Source organism: Streptomyces sp. NPDC048523 (assembly GCF_043199815.1).
GTDB lineage: Bacteria > Actinomycetota > Actinomycetes > Streptomycetales > Streptomycetaceae > Streptomyces.
On the sequence record NZ_JBICWQ010000021.1, the window covers coordinates 1 to 20,323 of the forward strand.

Sequence of the window (20,323 nt, forward strand, 5' to 3'; positions counted from 1 at the left end):
GTGCCCGAAGACGAAGGTCGGCCCATGGCGCTCTTCAAAGAGTGCATCGTCCGTATCGAGGGTGACACCGCCCGCGTGCGCTGCTGGCCTCAACGAAGCCGCCGACCATAAAGAACAAGCTAAGTACCTGTTTTCGATCCTCCAGGCGCAGACCTGACGAGCTGGTGTCCCATCCGGCTATCAGTGACCTGGGACTACTCGGCGGATCCTGCGCTGTCGTCACACCGGCCGATGACACGCAGGTCTGCTTCGGGCAGCCAGGATCCGGGTGGGCGTTTCAGCCAGCCCTCTGCGGTGCAGAGGCTCCGCGCCGCGTTGGCCAGGGCTTCCACCCCTGGGTGGTGCAGACTGCGGCGCCAGACCATGGACACCGGAGTGAGGGGCACCGGGTCGGTCAGCGGGCGCAAGACCATCTCGGGAACGGTCATGAAACTGAGGCTGGCCAGGACAAGCCACCGGTGTCTGCTCATGACCCGGCTGAACTCCACTTCGCCCTCGATTTTGGGATAGGGCGGGGCCAGCTCGATACCGCGCCCTGCACACAAGGAGCGCGCGTAGTCCGTCCACTCGGTGGTGTCCTCGTTGCCAGCCGCGGCGTACAGAGTCTCGCCGGCCAGCGCGGCCAGCGGCACCTGGGGCGAGGCGGCGAGCTGGTGATCGGTCGGCACCATCACTGCCAGCTGGTCGAACCGGATCAGCCGGTGCTCCAGCGAGGCACGCGCCTCGGGCGGGAGCCCGGCGACACGACCGAATGAAATGTCCAGGTGCCCGCCCGCCATCTCCGTCACAGCGCGGGCCAGCCCGCTATGGGTGTGGACGACGAAGTCCAGCTCGGGAGCTGAGTTTCGGGCCAGTTCGAGCAACCTCGGTCCAGTGGAAGTGCTGTTGGCGACATCAACGACCAGTGGCCGGTTGTTCCCGGACTGCGGTGGTCTGCCTAGCTCTTGACTCAACTCGGCATGGGCGGCCAGGGCTCGGCGGACAGCTGGCAGCAGCCGGTGCCCTTCGGGGGTGAGGGCGACATGCCGGCTGTTCCGCTGGAACAGAGCGCGGCCCCACGCCTGTTCCAGCCGCCGAATGTCGCGACTGAGCGCTTGTTGTGCGACGAACAGCCGGGCGGCGGCGCGGGTGAAGTGCAGCTCTTCGGCGACAGCCAGGAAAGCCCGCAGCAGCCGGGGATCAGTGTCATCGCGCACGCCCCTATTCTCGCCCCCTGACCGCGATCTACAACAGAGTTGCGTAGGTATCCGCCGAACAGGTGTTGGACCCTCTAGTAGCTCACGGTGAGGCTAGACGCATGCCTGATTATCGTGACAACCGGCAAGGACGGCCCCCATCCCGCGTGCTGATGACCGTCGTCGGCGACACTTACGTCGTCTACGCGCCGAAAGCCTTCTCAGATAGGTGGACAAAACAACAGAGAGCCACGACGCGGTGGGTCAGGGTCTGGCGCTCTCTGACCCGGCTCGCACCGTTCAGGCCTAGCCGTCGACGTAGTGGTACCGACGAAGACGCGCCTCGGCACGGCGGGGACCGAAACCCGTCGTCCTAAGCAATTTTGTCGGCGGTTCAAGCTCTTCTTGCCCGGGTAATCCGCCTGGTCATGAGGGTGATGGCTGCCCATGTGATCAAGGTTTCGGAGTGCTGGACGAGTCGTTCGTAGTCGCGTGCATGGCGGCGGGCGTGCATCATCCAGGCCCATGTTCGTTCGACGACCCAGCGGCGGGGCAGCACGATGAACCCGGAGGCGTCCTTGGGACGACTCACAGTCTTGATCGTGAGGTTGAGGTACTCCTTTGCCCAGGTCACAAGCTTTCCGGCATAGGCGGAGTCCGCCCAGACGATGGTGATCTCTGGGTGCATCAGGCGAAGGCGGAAGAGGAGCTCCTTGGCGGCGGCGCGGTCGGTGAGCGAGGCTGGGGTGACCATGATCAGCAGAGGCAGACCACGGGTGTCGACCACCAGGTGCCGTTTGCGGCCGTTGATCTTCTTCCCCGCGTCGTAGCCTCGTGAGTCCCTGCCGACGGTCTCGGCGGCCCTGACACTCTGGGAGTCGATCACGGTCGCGACCGCCCGGGGGCCCTTGCCCATCTCCCGGCGGATCCGGCCTGAGAGGTGGTCGCGGATCTGTCCGATCACGCCGGCGGCGGCCCAGCGGGCCATGAAGCCCCAAACTGTGCGCCAGGGCGGGAAGTCCGCAGGCATGGCCCGCCATTTGCAGCCGGTGTCCACGACATAGCGGATCGCGTCGACGATCTCGCGGCGAGGGTGTTTCTCCGGACGTCCGCCGGCTCTGGTCTCACAGGCCGGTTCGGGCAACAGCGGTTCTATCAGGGCCCATTCGGCGTGAGTGGTGTCGGAGGGATAGCGGCGCTGGCGCATCGCGGCGGCCTTCACTCCAAGCGTTGGCGAGCGGTCCGCCCGACCTCCGGCCGGGCGGACCGCTCGTGATGGTCAGGATGAGATGACGAGATCGAGGGTGGACTCGATGGAGTTGAGCTGGGCGATGATGTGCTTGACCCACTTGTCGCCCGGGTGGGCGGCGGCGTGCGGGGCGACCGTGCCGGTGAGGAACCTGCGGAACTCAGTGAGCTTCCCGGTGAGCACGACCCGTTCGTATGCCTGGAGGGCGGCCGGTTCGGCGCCGAGCTGGTAGCCGTCGGCTCTCGTCCAGATCAGTGGCGGCCAACCGTTCTCCGCGATGATGCCGCGCAGGCAGGCCAGACCGGCCCTGACCTGGCTCGGAGAAAGTCCGGAAGCGCGGGGCAGCTGGTGGAACAACAACCCTGCGGGCCGGGCCTCGAACAGCACGAACCGCAGGGTGTCCGCATGCCGCTTGGCGGCGTCGCCCCGGCGCCGTGAGGCGCGGGGCATGCCTACTCGCCCTTCAGTAGACGGGCCAGCTCGCCGTCCATGTCGACCTTGCCCGTGTCGACCGCGGTCTCGATCCAGTCCAGCGTCGCCCGCACCTTCGCGACGTTCTCGTGCACGATCGTGCGCTCGTCCTCGCCCAGCGTGCGGTCACGCAGACCCGGGACGGCCCGGCCGGCGGCGGCCACGAACGAGTGGCAGGCGGTGACCAGATCCAGAAACTCCACTGTCCGGGCGATGTGGCGGACCGCCGGCGCGACCGGACTGGTGTCCTCGAAATGCTCGCGGGCTTGCCGACCGCGCTCAGCCTGGGCATGGTTGACCTGATGGCGGGCGGTGTCGTCAGCGTGAGTAGGTCGAGGGGGTGACGCGGTTGCCGGTGACGATGCCGGCGAGGACGAGTCGGTCGGTGGTGGCGCTGCGGGGGCGGTGGGTGGCTAGCCAGGCGACCTCGTCGACGCGCAGGGTGCCGCCGCTGCTCGTTTTGGGAGTGAGGTCGAGGACGAGGAGCTGGCCGAACGGGGCGTTGGTGTTGGTGTACTCGGCTTCCTGAGTGAGGTACTTGCCCTCGATGTGAGCGCGACTGTTGTCGTCGGGGTCCTGTTTCATCTCAGTCAGATAGCGCAGTGCTCCGAACTGGACCAGGACGTCGGCGCGGCCCATGCCGACATTGTTCGTCTCCACCTGAACGATGCTGTGCAACGGGCCGCAGAGCAGCCATTGGTGGAAGTCGCGCTGCAGGTCGGCCTCGTTGGCCTCACGCTGCCCTTTTTCGGGCTTGCGGCGGTAGTCGTACGGCGGGTCGTCCTTCTTTCCGGTGCCGAAAATGTGGGTGCGTTCCAGGTCGGTGCGGCTTTTCAGGAACAGGAGGGTCTGGGTGAGCAGCGCGGTGAAAGTCTGTCGGACAGCCGCAGTGAAGGCCTCGTGTTCTGACAATCTGGCCAGGAAGCTGTCGAGCAGGGGAACGATGACGGGGTCGGTGGCCTTCAGTCGGGCGACATCGCTGTCGTAGGCGATGCCTTCGACGGCAGCGAGAGCCGTATCGTCGAGGCCTTCTGCGAGCCGTAGGGCACGAGAGAGCGGAAGTTTACGGAGCACGGTTGGTGCGATGCGATGGAGCCGCTCTCTTCCCGCGTCGGCGTCCGGGTCTTCGCCGTCGGAGTCACCCTGGTCGCTACTGGACGTCTCGTGGTGCTCCCGAGCGTCGATCCGGGCGAGGATCGCCGAAGCGGCGGCTCCGTCGAATACCGGGCCGGGGTAGTCCTCGGGGTGCGCTGCGGCGTGCCGCAGCGCACTGAGGAAGGCCTCCTTGCGGAGGAAGCCGTCCTCTACAGCCGGCTCAACCAGCGCGGCCAGACCGGGGGCCAGCTGACTGGTGCCGAGTGGCTGGACGGTGCGGGCAGCTCGGTAGGCGGCGAGGACCGCGTCCACAGCTCGCCAGGAGTCCATCCATACGTCGGCCGCAAACTGTTCCGCAGCGGCCCGCAACTGGAGCAGGAGTTGGGACCAGGCGACCTCGGCGGCCTGGCGCGGCTGGAGCCACGCGGGCTGGTGCGTGCCGTGCAGCCAAGCCCGACGGCGCTCCAGGGCCCGTTCGATCCGGTCGGCAGCCGATGCCACTTGATCGGCGTTGTGCGCGGTGAAGCCGAGGATGGCGTCACACACGGCGAGGTACGCGGCGGCGTCATCGCGGGCTTCTTCTGCCGCCTCAGCCGCGGCGAAGAGGGAGCGCGCTTCGCTGATGAGGCGGCTCACGTCGGCCAGATCGGTTGAGGACAAGGCGGTCCTCAGGCGGTCACAGCCGAGCTCGAACAACGCGTCGACGTCAGCGGCCTCGTCCACGGACAGGTGCTGCAGCAGCTCCCGCACGGCCGTTGAGACGCGGGATTCCTGCTGCGCCCAGCAGTCCAGTGCGACGCCCAGGACGCGAGGGAGACGCTCCAGGAAGTCCTCCGGCCCGTCGGCCGGCAGTTCCTCGAGGATGTCCCACACCTGGTACGGGCTGACAGCGTCGGAGGCGGCGAGCCTGACAGCTCCTTCCAGCCGGGCGGCCGCAAGGAGCGGCCCGCGCTCGACCTGTTCGGTGAGCCCGTCAAGGAGGGCCCCGTTCAACGGCTTGGCGAGCGCCTTGGCGGTGGCAGCGCTGCCCAGGAGGGTTTCCAGCGACGACGTCAGGGCCAGGACGCTGCTCTGCCGGGCAAACCCCGTGGGAAACGCGGCGGCTGCCTGCTTCCACACACCACCGGCGGCGTCGTAGGCGTGAACGATCGCTTCGGCCAGGAGGGGGGCGAGTGGGCCGGCCGCGACTTCGGGCACTTGGTCGCGCACCGTGTCTGCGGGCAAGCCGATGTCCTCGAACGTGATCGCGTGGGTTCCTGTGGTGGCCAGGTCACTGAGGCGCTCGGCGAGCTGCGTCATGTCTCCTCTCCCTCCACCTTCATATTCGTGTCACCACAGTGGCTTGCCTTCTGGCGCTTCGGTGATCCTGTCAGGAGGCAGAACGTCGTGGGCCAGGCCGAAGTCCGCGGTCGTGACCAGCACCTGCAACTGATTCGCCTCCGCCACGGCGTCCAGTTCCCGCAGCAGGAGATGGATATCGACATCCTGGATCTCTTCCGCCTTGGGACTGTCGATCAGCAGCAGGCCCGGGTGCGTGGACACCTGGTGGGCCGCGCCCACACGCAGGAGTGCCACGATCACGGCGATCCGCAGTCTCAGCCGCTCGCCGGGCACCTGGTCGGTGAAGCTGCGCACGTGCCCGCCGTCAGAGATCACATCAAGGTGCGCCGCGCGGTCGATACTCACCGACTCCAGCCCGGCGAAACCGAACTTGCGCCCGAGGTCGGAAATCTCCTCGTTGAGGTCCGCGAACAGCTTGTCCGCTTCCTTCGCGTGATCGTCCTCCAGCGTCCTCGCACCGGCACGCAGCACCTTGATTGCCAAGTCTTCGGCCGGATCATCGGGAGAGTCAGGCAGCTCGGGCAGAACGCTCAACGCGCCCTCCAGGCGAAGCACTTCGTCTCGAGCCTTGGCGTATTCCGGCACCCGGGCTGCCGCATCCGCCCGCCGCAGCTTTTCCTGTGCCGCGGTCAGTTCCCCTGACAGCCGATTGAGCTCGGTCTCCGCCCGCTCCAATGCGTCCCTGGCCGCCTGTTCGGCCTGGGTGCTGGCTTGGACGCGTTCTTCGGCCTCGGCCAGGACGTCTTCGGAGTCCTCGTCATCACCCTCGACGGGGCGTGCGCACACGGCGCAACTGTGTGCTTCGATCTCCAGCTGACGCCGTTCCGCAGCGATGTCCTGATCGCACCGCGGGCACGTTGTGGGGTCCAGGCCGTGGAACAACCGGCGGGCGATCGCGCTTTCGCGGACATCGTTGAGCAGCTTCTCGTCGCGCTGCCGCTGCCCCTTGGCCTGCCGGTGGACCCGCATCAGGTCGTCCCACGCCTGCTGGCTGTCCGCCCACGAAGTCGCCAGACGCATCGTGGTCGCGGCCAGATCAGCCAACGAGTCTTGATCGGAACCAGCTGATCCTGCTGACAGCTGCTCCAGACGGGCACGGGCTGCTGCCAAATCCTCCTCGGTCTGCTGGCGCTGCGCCGTTCGCTCTTCCTGCGCCGTTTTCGCTGCGCTCTGCCGACGCCTGCGAGCCGTGGCCATCAGTTCCGCCTGCGTTTTGACCTTGGTCAGCACACCGGCGGCCGGCAGGTCGAGGAACACCTGCAGAAGGCGTCCCGGCAAACCGCTCATCAGTACATCGCCCAGCAACGCGGGGGAACGGGCCGCTGGCAGGTACAGGGCCCCGAAGTAGGCGGGCCACCCGTGCGCCACCGCGGACGTCCCCTGTTTGGCACTGACGAGAGGATGCAGGTCCATCCACTTCATCATCAGCGCCTGAACCTGTTCGGCGTAGCTCTCCGAACTCGCGGCGCGAAACAGCGGCAGCACTCCCTGCGCCGGGTCCGGGGCACGGAGAGTCTCCAGCGCGGCCAGATCCGGCCCGGCAAACGCGACCGCGGAAGTGATTTCCTCGTTGTCCAGGTCCAGCCGGAAGGCCATGGGCTGGCCGGCAACCGTGGCGTCGAGGTCCACCTCACGCAGCCAGTGGATGGCGCCGCTCTTCTCACGCGGAGTGCCCCGAAGACACCACGTCACCAGTTCCAGCACACTCGATTTCCCACGCAAGTTCGATGCCACCAGGGCGGTCAGCCCGTCGCCGAACCTGAACGTGGTGTTGAACGGGCCGGGTTCAAGGGCTCCGGTTCTCACCCCCGCCACACGCAGCCGGTGAATCCGCAACGGCCGCGGCCGCGCGGGAGGCGCACCCAGCGGAATGCCCTGGGACTCGAACACCGCCCGGACGTCATCGACCGTCACCTTCGCGCGCGCGGCGATCCGATTCTCCAGCGCAACTTCCTCAGCCATGGTCCCCCGCTTCCGCATCCCCGTCCTGTGCCTGCTTACGCAGTTCTTCCAGCCGCGCTCGCGCTCGCACGCGCACCGAACCGATCCGATCACCGCGGGCGGCCTCGGCGTACTCGCGCTGCAGGTACTGCTGTTTCTTCAGCTGGTTACCACCACGTCCGTCGGCCAGATCCAGCACCAGCTGAACCCGGTCCACGTAGTACTGGAATGGGGGTGCCTCATGAATCGCCTCGCGTGCGACCGTCCGCCCGGCCTCCAACAGGAAGTAGTCGTGCTGCCGTACCCGGTTGACGGTCCCACGTCGGCGACGAGCCACCAGACCAGCACTGCGCAGCACGGCGAGGGCGTCGTCCAACGGTTCGTACGCCCCGAAGTGGTGCCGCAGCATCGGATAGCACCGCACCTCCGGTTCCTCGGAATCCAGAATGCGGCCGGCCAACTCCAGCAGGCGGTCCTCGGTGGTCGCCTCGTACTTCGTCAGCAGCTCATCGGCGAGATAGTCAGGATTGCGGAGCCAGAAGTCCAGCTTCTGCAGGCGGACCTGAGTGCGGACAACTCCCACAGCTGATTCCAGTCCTGAGTCAGCTCGCTCGACGTCGGACACGGGCTCACACGCCCCGTCGATGAGCAGCAGGAGCCGCACGGCATCTTGCTCTCGGCTCGTCACCCGCTCAGCGGCCTCGGGATTGGGTAGTCCTTGATCCACCGCACCAAGGTATCGCCTGGTAGCCGTACCTGTACCCTCCGCGTACGAAAGTGACTGAGCATCCGCCGCCCTCCACGGCGGAGAGCGTTCAGCCCCGTCCGCGCGGGGTGAGACCGGGTGGGGGAGCCGGGCTTTCCGGAGGCGCGAGCTGAGGTGCTCGGGCCCAGCCGTGAGCGTGCATGGTCTCGGTCTCCCAGTCCTCGAACAACTGGGGGAGCGCCTTCGCATCGCGGTCGGCATCGCGGTACCAGCGGATGAAGGCACGGGCAGCGGGCCGGTGCTCGTCGCAGGCTGGGCAGAGTTCCATCCATACACCGGTCATGATGGGCCCATGCCAGTGCAGAAGGAGTTCGCCTCCACACCGTGAACAGTGCCGGGCCGGCTGTTCCTCCTCAGGATCGGAGGGATGCAGGCGGGCCAGCTCTTCGTCGCTGACGTCGTCAAGACTGCCGTCGAGGTTGCCGATGCGGCAGAAGTCGCCGTCGGGGCGCACGAGGTATCGCCAGGTGAAGGACATACGGTCCCCTTCCCGTGGAGCAAGACGCGAGACTTACCGTCTGTCCGATTCGTGACCTGCGTCAAGAGGTAAGACGCATGTGCACAAGAGGTCCGGTGTCGTGCTTCAACGTCGGGTGCTGCACGCGGCCTTGCCGAAGGGTGAGAGTGCGCTGTTCCCAGGCACGTGCCGGCCGGACAGAACTACGGTGGCACGGTGACCCTCTTGGCTCCCCAGATTGCCCAGCTGCCCGTCGATCCGTCGCTGATCAGCCTCGCTTACCATCATGAACACCCTGTCCAGGCATACGAGTTCGAGAACACGCTGGAGGTGTGGAAGGTGTCGGCCCGGATCGACGCGGACGTCCTGGCGGAGGACCTGGCCGCCTACAGCGACGTGGACTAGGAGGCGCTGGACGCGGTGCAGGACGTCACGGTGGGCCGTATGTCGTTCGTGCGGGTGCGGATGTTCGGCCCGGACCATCCATGGGAGGCGATGGACTCCTACACCGGGGACGTCTCCCGCATCGGCGAGGTTGTGCTGGACGTCGCTGACGGCCAGTGGGAGCCGGCCTTCGAGGCCGCGCTCGCGCACCCTGTCGGTGACCTGCTCGTCATGGACCGGGTCATCCTGGAACCCCCGTGGCGCGGCCTGGGCCTGGGCCCGGTCTTGGCCGGGGCTGCGATCCGGCGCCTCTCGCAGAACTGTGTCGCGGTGGCGTGCGAGCCTGGATCGGCTGACGGCCGCGAGCTGACGGAAGAACAGCATCGCGAAGCCGCCGCCAAACTCGGCCGCGTATGGGAGCGGATCGGCTTCGAACCCTTCCAGGACGGCGTGCACATCCTGGACTGCCACCTGCAGCGGCCCCAGGACCTCCTTGCCGAACGCCACCGGGAGTTCAATACACTGTGCGGCGCCTGGCGGCAGCACCACAGGGCGTAGGGCTCACAAGTCACGCGCGGCACGTCAGCCCGGTCGCACCGTTGGTCGTCGGCAAGGGCCCTCCGGCCATCAAGGTCGGAGGGGCCCTTCGAGTTTCCGCTATCCGAGGGATGGCGAAGCCGTGGAATCAGGATCACAGCTCTGGCCCGCGACTTCTGGTGTCGCGGCAGACTTCGCGATGCTCATGCCATCCGAGTTCGCGATGACCAGCCGGCTCATGGCCGAGGCGGAGTCCTTACACGTCTTTACGTAGACCGTCTCGCCAGCCCGCACGTACAACCCGGTGTCTTCTCCGTTCGGGGTATAGACCGGGGTGTCGACCCTGACGGTCCACCGCGTGGTTCCCGCTCGGTTGGTCGGCGGCGCATAGCGGACGTAGGTGCGAGGCTCGGCGAGCCATGAAGGCTGACTTTCTCGATCGGACACCTGACAGGTCGCGCCTGTGGGCAGGACCCGGCACGTGTGGGGAGCCGGCGCCGAACCTGCAGCGTTGCCTTCTTCACCCCAGTGGGCGCCGCTGAGCACCAGGATCAGCCAGGCGATGATCATTGCGCCGACGAACACGCCACACGTGGTGCCGAAGCCGTCAATCACCTTCCGGGCAAGGGCGCCCCGCCGGGCTGCGGCTTCCTTCCGGTCCACCTCCTGGATTCGGGCGCGGATCCACTGGGCCGGACGGCCGATCGCCACCGCCCCGGCCTCCCACGCCTTCCGAAACCACTCGGAATCCTGAAGGTGCTGAACGGGCTTCGGAGGTTCGTCCTGATCAATAGAGTGGAGAGTGATCCCATGCTGGCTCGGGATGGACTTCAGCCGTTCCACAGGTTCGAGGGCGGCCTGGGCACCTTGGAGCGCATCTCGGAGATTCAGCATGCGCTCCAGGTCGGGATAGCCGTCCGTGCCGTTCAGCAGCCTCGACAGCTGCGTGGGACTGGTGAGCGCTCTGGGGCACAGCTGTTTGTACGTGAGTCCGCTCTCCAGGAATGCCACACGCAGCGGCACCAGCCACTCGCGGTGTTCGGAGGTCACGGCGTCGGTAAGCGCCTTGAGGCGACGGCCCGGCCCGGGGCGGTCCGGCTCCTCCCGGGAGGCGATGTACATGGCGGTCATGCAGCAGGCCTCTCTTCGTCGTGTTCGTCCTCCGCGTCGTTCTGCACGGAGCGAAGAGGGGTGCGCGTCGAGGTGGGACGGATGCGGCCGTCGAAGCCCTGGAGCAGATGCACCACGGCCAGGACGATCACCGGGATGAGGCTGCTGATAGCTGTGACGTTCTCGCCTATGACGAGCATGGTGATGGCGAGACCGATGAACGAGACCAGTCCGAAGATCGCGAGCACGAGGCGGGTACGGGGGGTCATGACGTCCTCCGACGTGTCCTACTGAGCTTGTCCGGAAGTCGGGCGACCTCCCGGCTTGGCCGTATCCCGGGGGCGAAGCGTCTTCGCGTGGTCGTCCTTCTAAGAAGGATGCTGTGGTCCAGATGTCCGCGAAAGCCCGTAGTAAGAACGATGAACGATCGCTAACAGGCGTTTGGTGACGTTGCGGCAGTTCAACGGCCCTTAACGAGGTTGTTCCGAATCTGGTCTTGCGCTGCGGAGCTGGAGGGCCGTCAATAGAGACGAAGGGTCGACTTACCAGCGGCCCCTGGTCTGTGGTGCTCAACCACGACACCGTCGTGTCCTCCTTGTCCGGAAGGCAACGGCGCTTTGACCCCCTCGTTTGGCCGCGGGGGGGTCCGCCGTTTCCGGCCCTCTGCACCCTCCGACGCTGCCTCAAGCCAGGTGGTGCTCTCGTTCCTGGAGGACACGGACACCACCCGCCGCCCAGCGGGATCGAATCCGTTCAGCATGGTGCCGAGGTGCTCGTACGCCCAGCAGGCCAACGGGCTCTGACGGTGTGCTAGAGGCGGGACGGTCCACGGAGCTTGCCCCGGCCGGCCCGTAGAGGACGGAGGGTTGGCTGAGCAACCACAAAGGGCGGCCACGGCGGGGGCACGCTCACTGCGGCAACTGGTCTCCCAGGTAACGCACGGCCGGGATGTGTCGAGTCAGCCGCATACGGACGGTGGCGTGGCCGTGCGCGGCGAGTTCGGCGCGGGCCTCGCTCGTGTTGAGGATCTTGTCCACGGTGTAGGCCTCGGTACACGGTCCGAGGTCGATCTGGTGCTCGCCGAGGGCGAAGACCAACGACGCGTAGCCGATGCTGATGCGGGACATCGAGGCGGCCGCGTCGGCCAGCTCGTCGAGGGCTTCGGCGCCCTCGATCTCCACGGTCACGGTGTCGCCTTCAAGGACGTTCTCGCCGCCGTCGAGCAGCGCATGGATCTCCTTGACCTCGTGCGCGTCCTGTCGGCCGAAGTCCTCGGGTAGCGGGAAGAAGTGGCCGGTGCGGCTCTGCAGGCGGGCCAGGTCGTCGAAGGCGTCGGCCCAGAACTGCGCCTCGTTGTCCTCCCAGCCGGGCGGGGCCATGCCCTCGGTGATCAGGACGCGGACCCCGGGCGTGGCGGAGCTGGCCAGCGTGAGTGCCATGACGTGGCCCGGCCGGCTGTGGGCGATCATCCTCAGCACCGGCACCACGGCCTGGGGCAGGACCACCTCGTTCAGCTCGAAGGAGAACGTCAGCGTGCCGGTCTGATCGCGCTGGTTGTAGCGCAGTTCCACCGTGAACACCCCGGTGCCGTCGCGCCCGTATAGAGTCCCGCCGTCCAGACCGGTGACCTTCTCCATGAACGCCACCGGAAGGGAGGTGACCGGGATTCCGGACGGCCGCTGGACAACGATCTGCCCCCTGAGCGGCGGCGCCACCTCCTGCCGAGGCGAGGCGATGTGCACGGTGCCGAGCGAGAGCTGCTCCAGTCCGAGCCCTGCGGGCCCGGTCAGACGCATCCCGGCGAGGTTGTCCGCGCTCAGCTCCACCTTGCCGCCGAAGCGCATTGTCTCCTCGAACCGGCGCCGCCGCTCGGCTTCCCGTTCGTCACCGGCCGGGAACCGGATGCGGCCGGCAAAGCGGATCGCCGCCTGCCCGCCGAAACCGGCCGTCCTGGGGACCAGGTGCACGGCCGTCTGTCCGTCCGCGCCCGACGTGGTGTGCACCGCGTAGTGCGGCGAGATCTCCTGGGCCCGCGCATGCAGCGCGCTCGCCCGGTCCAGGTAGTCGGGCAACCCGCCCAGCAGCACGTCCCGCTCGGCGCGCGCCTCGGCGATCCGCTCCAGGATGTAGTCACCGGACTCCTGCAGCGCGGAGCGCACCAGATCGGGGTGGGCGGCGAGCTTCTCGTCCAGCCAGCTGCGCCCGCGCCAGTGCCGCACGAACGGAAACTCCTCGCGCAGCTCCTCGAACCACCGCAGTTCGGCGGGATTGTGGTCGATCGGCACCAGCAGGTCCCAGTGGTCGGGCTGGTGACGGGCCGCCGAGATCAGCGAGCGCACGACCTGCTTGCGGCGCGTCTTGTCCATGCGGCCGGTGAACGACTTCGCCTCGTAGACGAGGAGTTCACCCCCGGCGGTGTACTCGAACAGGTCGCGGCCGCCGTCCCCGCCGCTGCCGTCGACCGCCCGCGCCCTCTCGCGCAGCCGCAGCACCAGCATCGTCACCAGCGCCTCGGACACCTTCGGCCTCTCGGCCGCCAGCTTGTCCCACGGAACCCTCACCACGCCCCCACCTTACGGACGGGCACCGACACCGATGTTCCGTCGGCTCGGGGCCCCTGTCGGCCAGGCCCTCGGAAAGGGCCCGGGTCCCGGCTGATGGATCTGCCGGGACCCAGGCGTTCGCCCTGCGGGGCTACCTCGCCTGGTGGGGCACGAAGGCCAGCGAGGCGGGCGTATACGTGAGATCCACCCGGGGATGGGCCGAGCCGTCCACCGGGTTCAGCAGCCGGGCCGTCCACCCCTCCGCGTTGCGCACGGCCTCCAGGCGGATGCCGTCCACCAGGGGCAGCACGGTCAGCAGACACCAGGACGTCCGCCGGGACGTCCCGGCGGTGCGGTGGGCGTAGTGCTCCCCCAGCCGGTCACCGACCGCGCTACGGCCCTGACGGCGCACGCTGCCCACGTACCGGCACCCGTACCGGTTGTCCCACGCGACGTACACCGCGCAGCACGCCGTCACCTGGCGGCGTACCTCGGTCGGCCGGGCCGGGCACACCACCACCGACGACGTCCGGCCGCTGCCCGAGCCGGCGCCCTCGAGGACCGGGCGCACCAGCTGCAGAACCGGCCGAAGCTGGCGCCTGATCTCGGGAGGCAGCGCGAGGTGGGCGCTCACTCGGTGTCCTCGTCCTGGTCCTCGTCGAACACGAAGATCGAGGTGTCGACGGGGCCGAACTTCATGAGGATCTCGTTGAGCTTGCCCATCTGGTCGCGCAGGGCCTGGACGCTCTCGAAGGTGCCGAACACCTGGTTGCCGCGCTTCTGGCCCAGCCGGGCCAGGGCAAACCCTGCTTTGGCCGCGCTGGTGATGCCCTGTTCGAGGATCCGGCGCTGGCGCGCGTCCTCCGCCTCGGGCTCCGTCAGCTTGCCGCTCGTCGTGATGGCCGCCCGGTTCTTAGCGATGGTGCGCTCGGCCTCTGCCGGGTCGGCGGCGTAGACGAGGTCCCACTCGTAGTCGATGATGACCTGCTCGCCGGCCTTGTCGAGCACCGGCTCACCGGCACGGACCGGCACGCCGTCCACCTCGCGGTCCTGAGTATGGAACAGCTTGGGCAGCACGGCGGGGTCGGCGGCGACGTGGGCGAGGGCGAGGGAGTGCAGCATCTGCAGCCCGCCGGAGGTCTTCGACAGCAGCTCCAGGAGCTTGACGGGCGTGGCCCGGAAGGGTGCCTTGCGGCTGTCGCGCTCGGTGCCCTCCTTCGAGCCGCGGTCCCGCGTGATGTAGCCGTCGAGGATCGCGGCGGTCCCGCCGAGCACGGTCAGCTCCGCCACGGCCCCGGCATCGCCGTCCAGGGCGCGCGCGAGGATGTCGTCGAGCACCTCGAAGACGTTGTCGCCCTTGGTCAGTTCCCACGGCTTCTTCCACACCGTGTCGGTGATCGTGCCGCCGTTGCCGAAGGCCCGCAGCGGCTGCTCGATGCCGTCCTTGCTGCGGTAGGCGGACAGCGCCATGGGCGCCAGCCGCTCGCTGATGCGCATCCGGTCGGCCTTGCCCATCCCGAACTCCTGCTTGATCAGCAGGTTCATGGCGTACGCGTCCGGGCCGGCGAGCACCGCGTGCTGGTGGACCGCGGCGGCCCACAGCCGGTTTCCCGGCACGCCGAGCAGGTCGTGCATGGCGTCCGGGCCCACCGTGCCCGACAGCACCTGGTACTCCTCCGCCGTGATGAGCTCCTCGGCACGGGCGTGCCGGTAGACGCGGATCATGCCCTGCGTGTTCTGCGCCCCCGACGTCCAGGGGGTCACGTGCACGTGCAGGTTGGCCAGCAGGTCGTCACGGGCGGCCACCAGATCCGTGAGCGGCCCGTCGTCGTCCGCCCGTGCGCCCACCACGACGACCGCGGGGAAGGCGATGGTGTGCCCCTCGCGCCGGGTGGCCTCGGTGAGCGTGGGCATCGCCAGGTTCTTGCGGGTGCGGGCGGTCAGTTTGGCCACCCGGCGGCGGGAGGCCGACAGCTCCGACCGGCTGCGCTCGCCGCTCTGCTCGGTCGAGCCGATGACGGAGCTGATGCAGGCCGAGATCGCCTTGTCGATGTCACCGCCGGTGCGCGCCCGCCACATGCTCACGTAGCGGCTGTTGCCGTCCCCGGCGACGAGGAAGGTGTCCTCGGTGCCGTCGTCGTACACGACGCGCATGACGAACAGCGTCAGCGGCTCCTTCACGCCCTGCTGGAGCACGCTCTGGGTGTAGTCGTTCTCGCCCTTCTGGGCGTTGAAGGTGTTGCGCATGCTCTCGCGGACCGCCTCGGCCAGAGCCTTGCGGTTGTGCATGCGGACGGTGAAGACCGCGACCGGCTTGCCGGTCTCAGGGTCGACGAGCGTCTCGTACGACGTCACCAGCGACGTGGAGGGCTCCACGTCCATGGCGGTGTGCAACTGGTCCGCCCACCGCTGGTTGATGAAGTCCGGCAGGACGCCGAGGTCGAGGTAGCGCTCATGCGGGGCGGTCGCGTACAGCGTGCCGCCCACGACCGGCTTGGCCGTCAGCAGGCTGACCGGATCGGCCTCCACCAGGGCCCGCAGCCGCGTAGGGTCCACCGCACCCGAGGTGACGGCGTTCGCCGCGGCCTCGTCGAGCGAGGTGTCGGGGTTGTCGAGCAGCGCCTTGCGGGCGCCGCGGAGCTTCGCCACGGGCTCCGGGTCCGCCACCGGTACGGGGCGACGCAGCAGGGGCGGGAGGCCGTCGTCGGGCTCCTGGCCGTCCATGCCGAAATGGTCGTTCGTGTTCATGGTCTCGCCCTCCAGGGCGTAGCGCGCAGCAGGAAATCCGCGGGCAGGGCACCCCTGCCTCCACTGCACGCCGTCCCCAGGGGGCGGCGGCGCCGTCACGCTCCACCATCGGCTCCCACGCCGCGATGTCCCGTGCCGACTGGCATTCCAAGGTTCTAGGCAAGCCGCTGGTCAGCCGATCCATAGGGATCGAACGCCCGTCGCCGACGGGTGCCAGCCGCTCTTCATGCCCCAGTTCGTTGCCTGTGACATGCAGTTCCATGTAGCCAGAGCGGTGCGCGGCCAACGCGGTACCACCGCGTCGGCAACCCCCGAGTATACGCCCTTCCCTGTCAACAAAAAGTAAGGGCAACTTCACGCATAAAGCTGCATCGAGGCCTCGTGTAGGCCGACCGGCCTTGCGATTCAGCGTTTGATTCGACCGCGGACGGCGAGCACAGCGAGTGCCAGGAGGATTGGCTCCAGGAGGCGGGATCCCATCTCGATGTAGGTGCCGGCGGTGGTGAGGTCCTGGCCGCTGGAGCGGAAGATCACGGAGTTGAGGGTGACGTTGAGTGCCTTCTCGAACCGTTTGCCGGTGAACCGGTCGTGTGTGGGGTTTTGCGGGTCGTCCTTGTCGATGGTGAAGGTGACATGGCCGCCACCGGTCGGCACGTTCCCGCTTGCTCCTTGTCTGGGGGAGTTCTGAGGTAGGCCGAAGCCCATGAGCAGCAGAACAGAGATGATCATCGCGGCGATCAGCCACCCCGCGGCGCGGGATGCCCGGAGACCGTAGCCGGACAGTAACCAGTAGGCGTGCAGTAGGCCGCGTTCACTGCGTGCGGTGTCGGAGCGGCTGTGGCGGCGCATCTCCATCTCGCCGTAATAGAAGTCCGCGGCGCCGGGCTCGTTCTTGGCGTCCTCAAACGCCTTGCGGAGCTGGCGGTACAGAGCTGCGACGTCTTCAGGGTCGGGTGTGCGCGCGGGGTTGCCGTGGTGGGGGCCGGTCTGCCAGGTCCGGTCTCCTGGAGGAGGCGGGACAGGAGTGGCGGGCTGGTTGACCTCTTGGGCTCGCCAGTGGTGCTCCTCGGCCAGGGTGCGGCGCTGGGACCACCAGGTGGGCCACAGGCGACCGCGGAGACGGATGCCTTGGGGGACGGGGGCGAAGGTGGTGCGGCCTTCGATGTGGATCTGGTCAAGGTGGAAGGCGCCCGCGAACCGGCAGTGGGCGAGGTTGGTGTCGGTCAGTACGAGGTGGGCGGCGTCGACGCCCTGTACTGAGGTGACGTGTACGGCTGGGTTCTGGCTGTTGATCGCTGCCTCGGGCAGCATGGTGCCGAGGTAGTTGAAGGGGATCGTATGGGTAGTGACTGCTGTCGGCGCGGACAGGACGGCGTCACGGAGGTGCAGGTCAGCGTGGCGAAGCCGCAGTTCTGCAGTGGCATCCCATCGTGTCCGCTCACAGTCCACCGTCGCTGCTGCGATCTCAATCGTGACGGGTGCCTCGAAGACGGCTCCTTCAAGATCGACACTGACCGCGCACACCAAGGGGCCCAGAGAAGGAGTCCTGCCGAAGGTCGTGTTGCTGAAGTCGGCGCTTTCCATGAAGCGCGCACCACTGAATGACACCTGCGTGAATGCTGAACGATCGAACAGGGCTGCGCTCACGAACCTCACCAGCGTGAAGTCGGCCTGTCCTAAACACTCTATCTGCGAGAACCGTGGTTCGCCGTGAAATACAGCGGTCGTGAAGTGTGCGGATTTCTCGAATGCCGCCTTCTCGAAGGAGGCCTCACCCGAAAAGAGCACACCCTTGAAATTCGCATTCTCCGTGAAACGGGCCCGCTTGAACCGGCTGCATTCCTCAAATTCTGCGCCATCGAAGTCGGCTCGGCCGGTAAAGGTGACGTCCGCGAAATCTGCCTCTCCGCTGAAGCGGGCGCCGTTAAAGCGGCTGCGTCCGACGACGATCCCGCCTGTGACCGCATCGCGCAGTGCGTTGAGCAGGTCTGCGAGGAGCGCCTCGGTGAACGGCGTACCGCGGTGGTCGAGGTCCGAGCCGGCGGTGAGGGAGCCGAGGTAAGAGACGCGAAGGGCGGGGCTGGCATGGGCCAGGCATGCGCTGTGGTCGGTTATTTGGCGTCCACGGCATCCCACTGGGTCTGTGACCGCGTTTGCGCCGTGACCGCAGTGGGCCCACTGGGGAGCGAGGGGCGATGGCATCGGTGGCTTTCCTCACAGGGGCATGCTCTGAACGCGGGGAGGCGCTTGTCGGCGCTTGTGGGCATACTGGGGGTGGACGCTTTCGCGTACAGGTGCAGAAGGCCCCGGCAATCCCGCCGGGGCCTCGCTGCGTTGTGGACGACCGCTACGCGACGGACTGCAGTCCGCCCTTGCCGGGCTTGGGAGGGCGTTTGGCGTAGCCCGGCACCCTGATCGGGGGAGGACCGCCAACGGCGAGCTGCTGGGTCATCTCCTTCTCCAGCTCGTCTTGCGACTCGTAGCCGGCCACAGCCGGGTTGAGCGCGTAGCGGTGGCCGCGGCCGCCTCCGGATCGCAGCACGATGCCGCGATCGACCAGGAGTCCCATGGCGCGGCTCATGGAGGCCTGGCCGACGCCGAGGACCGCGTCGATCTCGGACTGCTTCATGCCCACCGAACCCCCGGGGTCCTGGTGCGCGACCATCACCGAGAGGACGTCGATCGCCGTGGGGGTGAGCTGCAGCTGGTGCAGCATGCCCAGCAAGTCCGTGGTGGTCATCATGGCGATGGGATCCCTTCGGTCAGCCGAGCTCTTGCCGCGAGAACAGCGTGAGCTCGGGTGCGAGTTCGTCGGGGAACTTGGAGTCGAGGGCGAGTGCACGCAGCTCGGCGAGGAAGTCCTGCTGCTCCTGGCCGTTTCCGTTATACGCGACGCGGGGGTTGAGCTGGTAGGAGGACCTCTTGACCTTGCGGATGAGGTTCTTCTCGCACAGCGAGTCGAGGGCGTGGCCGATGCTGGTCCGCTTCACGCCGAGTTCGGCTGCGATCTCCGCGTGGGTGGCCTCGATCTTGCCCTTCTTCTGCCTGCCGATCATGTTCGACAAGACGGCGGCCTGCAGCTTGCTGATGATGTTGTGCATGAGGCAGTACGGCAGAACGCGGCGCAGGAAGTAGTTGGACACCAGCGAGTAGCCGACCTCGCCAAGCATGTCGTGAGCTGGACGTCGGTACACGACGGTCTTGACCTCGTGGACGGGGCCCTTGCCGAACTGCTCCGCGATCCGACGCGCGAGATCGGTCCCGCCGTCCTGCTCAACCGGCCGAACCGGCTTGGGGCGTTGTGGTCGAGGGTCCGCGCGCCACGCGCGCAGGCCCTCTGCCGCTGAGTCCATGTAGATGATCCTTTCGCGTACAGGTGCTGCGCACTGTACGGCAAAAGTTGCGCCTAGCCGCATGTCTACACGCCGAAGAGTTGCTACTCGTCGCAAGTTTGTGTCGGTGGCCGCCGACATCGGCGCAGAGCCGCCTGTCGGCGCCGCACGACGAGGCGCCGGCGCGCGGCCAGGTGCTGACGCGGCGTCTGTATGCCTAGCGGGGTAGTGATCCGTCAAGGGAAGTCTTCTCCGCGGTGCGCACTGCGGAGCGTCGACTGGAGGGCAAGACTTGCGTCTATTCACATGTCTCAGTGGAGAGTTGTGGACGGACGCATGTTTCCATGCTGAGTGTGGGTACGGACCGACATCCGCGCGCACCTAATGTCGGTGGCCGCCGACATTAGGTTTCACAAAACCGCAGGTCAGAGGCCACTTTTCCCGAACGCCTCTTAACTAAAGACCGACCTCTGCAACATCCCCCTTCCCTTGGACCCTTGCACTTTCTCAACTGTCCTTGCCTGAAGCGGAGTTGCTTGCTGCCAAGCAGTCGCCGGCCAGTCCCTCTGCAGTCGGTGGGTCGGGTGCGGCGGCATCGGGGATCGGGGCGGGGTAGTGCCTGTGTTGCGCGTCGGCCTGGGGCCGTCGCGCGGGTGGGGGTGGTGCCGGTCGTCACCCACCCCTGGATAGTTGGTCAGTTAGGCCGTACCTCCCTCGTCTCTCCTGCCTTGTCTCCTCCGGTCTCCTGCCGGAGGCAGGCTCTCTTATTCCCTCGCACGGGCAACCGGGCCCCGGAGGGGCCCTGTTGCCCTTTCCTGGTATTCCGTGATTTACTTTTCTTCACGGAATACCATTCAAGTCTCCTCGGTTTTAAGGGAATCGGAGATTTCCCCTAACTCCCAATCAGGGAAAGCGGCATGACGCACCCTCAACCTAAACCCCAACTCTCACCCCAACTCAAAACCGAACTCCCCACCCATACAACCAAAATCAGCACCCGAATTTGTGCCGGAGGCACAAACCCTCTCAGCCTGTCTTTCCGTTCCGGAGGAACGCACGTTATGGAATGGCCGGAGGCCAATTCCATAACGCCCCGCCGGAGGCGGGCAATTCGCGCGGGGACGCGCGAAACGAGCTCCGCGAGTATTCGGCTGCCGGAGGCAGAGCGAAGCGG

17 protein-coding genes and 1 pseudogene are annotated in these 20,323 nt (G+C 67.2%); 2 read left to right on the forward strand and 16 right to left on the reverse strand.

Features of this window, described 5'->3' with window-relative positions; translation table 11 throughout:
- Nucleotides 1–194: 194 nt before the first annotated feature.
- From ACGFWE_RS43130 to ACGFWE_RS43165, 8 genes and pseudogenes are all read right to left on the reverse strand, one after another.
- Nucleotides 195–1,196: a LysR family transcriptional regulator gene (locus ACGFWE_RS43130; RefSeq protein ID WP_393606123.1), complete on the reverse strand. Its 1,002-nt coding sequence runs from the start codon at nucleotides 1,194–1,196 to the stop codon at nucleotides 195–197.
- 373 nt (nucleotides 1,197–1,569) lie between these two features.
- Complete coding sequence (locus ACGFWE_RS43135) at nucleotides 1,570–2,382, reverse strand: IS5 family transposase (RefSeq protein ID WP_393606154.1); 813 nt, start codon at nucleotides 2,380–2,382, stop codon at nucleotides 1,570–1,572.
- A gap of 72 nt (nucleotides 2,383–2,454) precedes the next feature.
- Nucleotides 2,455–2,874, reverse strand: coding sequence for a RacP protein (locus ACGFWE_RS43140; RefSeq protein ID WP_393606125.1), 420 nt, complete (start codon nucleotides 2,872–2,874; stop codon nucleotides 2,455–2,457).
- A gap of 2 nt (nucleotides 2,875–2,876) precedes the next feature.
- Nucleotides 2,877–3,224: pseudogene (locus tag ACGFWE_RS43145) on the reverse strand (DUF6192 family protein); the annotation flags it as partial.
- Nucleotides 3,214–5,289 carry a hypothetical protein gene (locus ACGFWE_RS43150; protein WP_393606127.1) on the reverse strand — a complete coding sequence of 692 codons (2,076 nt, stop codon included), beginning with the start codon at nucleotides 5,287–5,289 and terminating at the stop codon, nucleotides 3,214–3,216. The gene ACGFWE_RS43150 and the pseudogene ACGFWE_RS43145, both read right to left, overlap by 11 nt.
- A 30-nt stretch (nucleotides 5,290–5,319) precedes the next feature.
- Complete coding sequence (locus ACGFWE_RS43155) at nucleotides 5,320–7,293, reverse strand: hypothetical protein (RefSeq protein WP_393606129.1); 1,974 nt, start codon at nucleotides 7,291–7,293, stop codon at nucleotides 5,320–5,322.
- The gene (locus ACGFWE_RS43160) at nucleotides 7,286–7,897 is read right to left on the reverse strand and encodes a hypothetical protein (RefSeq protein WP_393606131.1); all 612 of its coding nucleotides are present in this window, start codon (nucleotides 7,895–7,897) and stop codon (nucleotides 7,286–7,288) included. The genes ACGFWE_RS43155 and ACGFWE_RS43160 overlap by 8 nt, the downstream gene beginning before the upstream one ends.
- A gap of 190 nt (nucleotides 7,898–8,087) precedes the next feature.
- Entirely contained in the window at nucleotides 8,088–8,516 is a 429-nt protein-coding gene (locus tag ACGFWE_RS43165) for a DUF6300 family protein (RefSeq protein ID WP_393606133.1), read from the reverse strand.
- 204 nt (nucleotides 8,517–8,720) lie between these two features.
- Here ACGFWE_RS43165 and ACGFWE_RS43170 point away from each other — a divergent pair, with 204 nt between their 5' ends.
- Nucleotides 8,721–8,900 (forward strand): hypothetical protein, encoded by a 180-nt coding sequence (locus ACGFWE_RS43170; RefSeq protein ID WP_393606135.1) that lies wholly within the window; start codon nucleotides 8,721–8,723, stop codon nucleotides 8,898–8,900.
- 15 nt (nucleotides 8,901–8,915) lie between these two features.
- Nucleotides 8,916–9,437, forward strand: coding sequence for a hypothetical protein (locus ACGFWE_RS43175; protein ID WP_393606137.1), 522 nt, complete (start codon nucleotides 8,916–8,918; stop codon nucleotides 9,435–9,437).
- 99 nt (nucleotides 9,438–9,536) lie between these two features.
- On the opposite strand, the gene ACGFWE_RS43180 is transcribed toward ACGFWE_RS43175, so the two are convergent.
- From ACGFWE_RS43180 to ACGFWE_RS43215, 8 genes are all read right to left on the reverse strand, one after another.
- On the reverse strand, nucleotides 9,537–10,547 hold the full coding sequence (locus ACGFWE_RS43180) for a hypothetical protein (protein WP_393606139.1): 1,011 nt from the start codon (nucleotides 10,545–10,547) through the stop codon (nucleotides 9,537–9,539).
- On the reverse strand, nucleotides 10,544–10,795 hold the full coding sequence (locus tag ACGFWE_RS43185; RefSeq protein WP_393606141.1) for a hypothetical protein: 252 nt from the start codon (nucleotides 10,793–10,795) through the stop codon (nucleotides 10,544–10,546). Before ACGFWE_RS43185 ends, ACGFWE_RS43180 begins: the two co-directional genes overlap by 4 nt.
- A gap of 639 nt (nucleotides 10,796–11,434) precedes the next feature.
- Nucleotides 11,435–13,090, reverse strand: a complete 1,656-nt coding sequence (locus tag ACGFWE_RS43190) for a hypothetical protein (RefSeq protein ID WP_393606143.1) — start codon at nucleotides 13,088–13,090, stop codon at nucleotides 11,435–11,437.
- 130 nt (nucleotides 13,091–13,220) lie between these two features.
- The gene (locus ACGFWE_RS43195) at nucleotides 13,221–13,703 is read right to left on the reverse strand and encodes a hypothetical protein (protein ID WP_393606145.1); all 483 of its coding nucleotides are present in this window, start codon (nucleotides 13,701–13,703) and stop codon (nucleotides 13,221–13,223) included.
- Complete coding sequence (locus tag ACGFWE_RS43200; protein ID WP_393606146.1) at nucleotides 13,700–15,817, reverse strand: hypothetical protein; 2,118 nt, start codon at nucleotides 15,815–15,817, stop codon at nucleotides 13,700–13,702. The genes ACGFWE_RS43195 and ACGFWE_RS43200 overlap by 4 nt, the downstream gene beginning before the upstream one ends.
- A gap of 405 nt (nucleotides 15,818–16,222) precedes the next feature.
- A complete protein-coding gene (locus ACGFWE_RS43205; protein WP_393606148.1) occupies nucleotides 16,223–17,953 on the reverse strand; it encodes a pentapeptide repeat-containing protein in 1,731 nt (576 codons plus the stop codon).
- A gap of 211 nt (nucleotides 17,954–18,164) precedes the next feature.
- Complete coding sequence (locus ACGFWE_RS43210) at nucleotides 18,165–18,557, reverse strand: hypothetical protein (protein WP_393606150.1); 393 nt, start codon at nucleotides 18,555–18,557, stop codon at nucleotides 18,165–18,167.
- A gap of 22 nt (nucleotides 18,558–18,579) precedes the next feature.
- A complete protein-coding gene (locus ACGFWE_RS43215) occupies nucleotides 18,580–19,170 on the reverse strand; it encodes a replication/maintenance protein RepL (RefSeq protein WP_393606152.1) in 591 nt (196 codons plus the stop codon).
- Nucleotides 19,171–20,323: the final 1,153 nt, after the last annotated feature.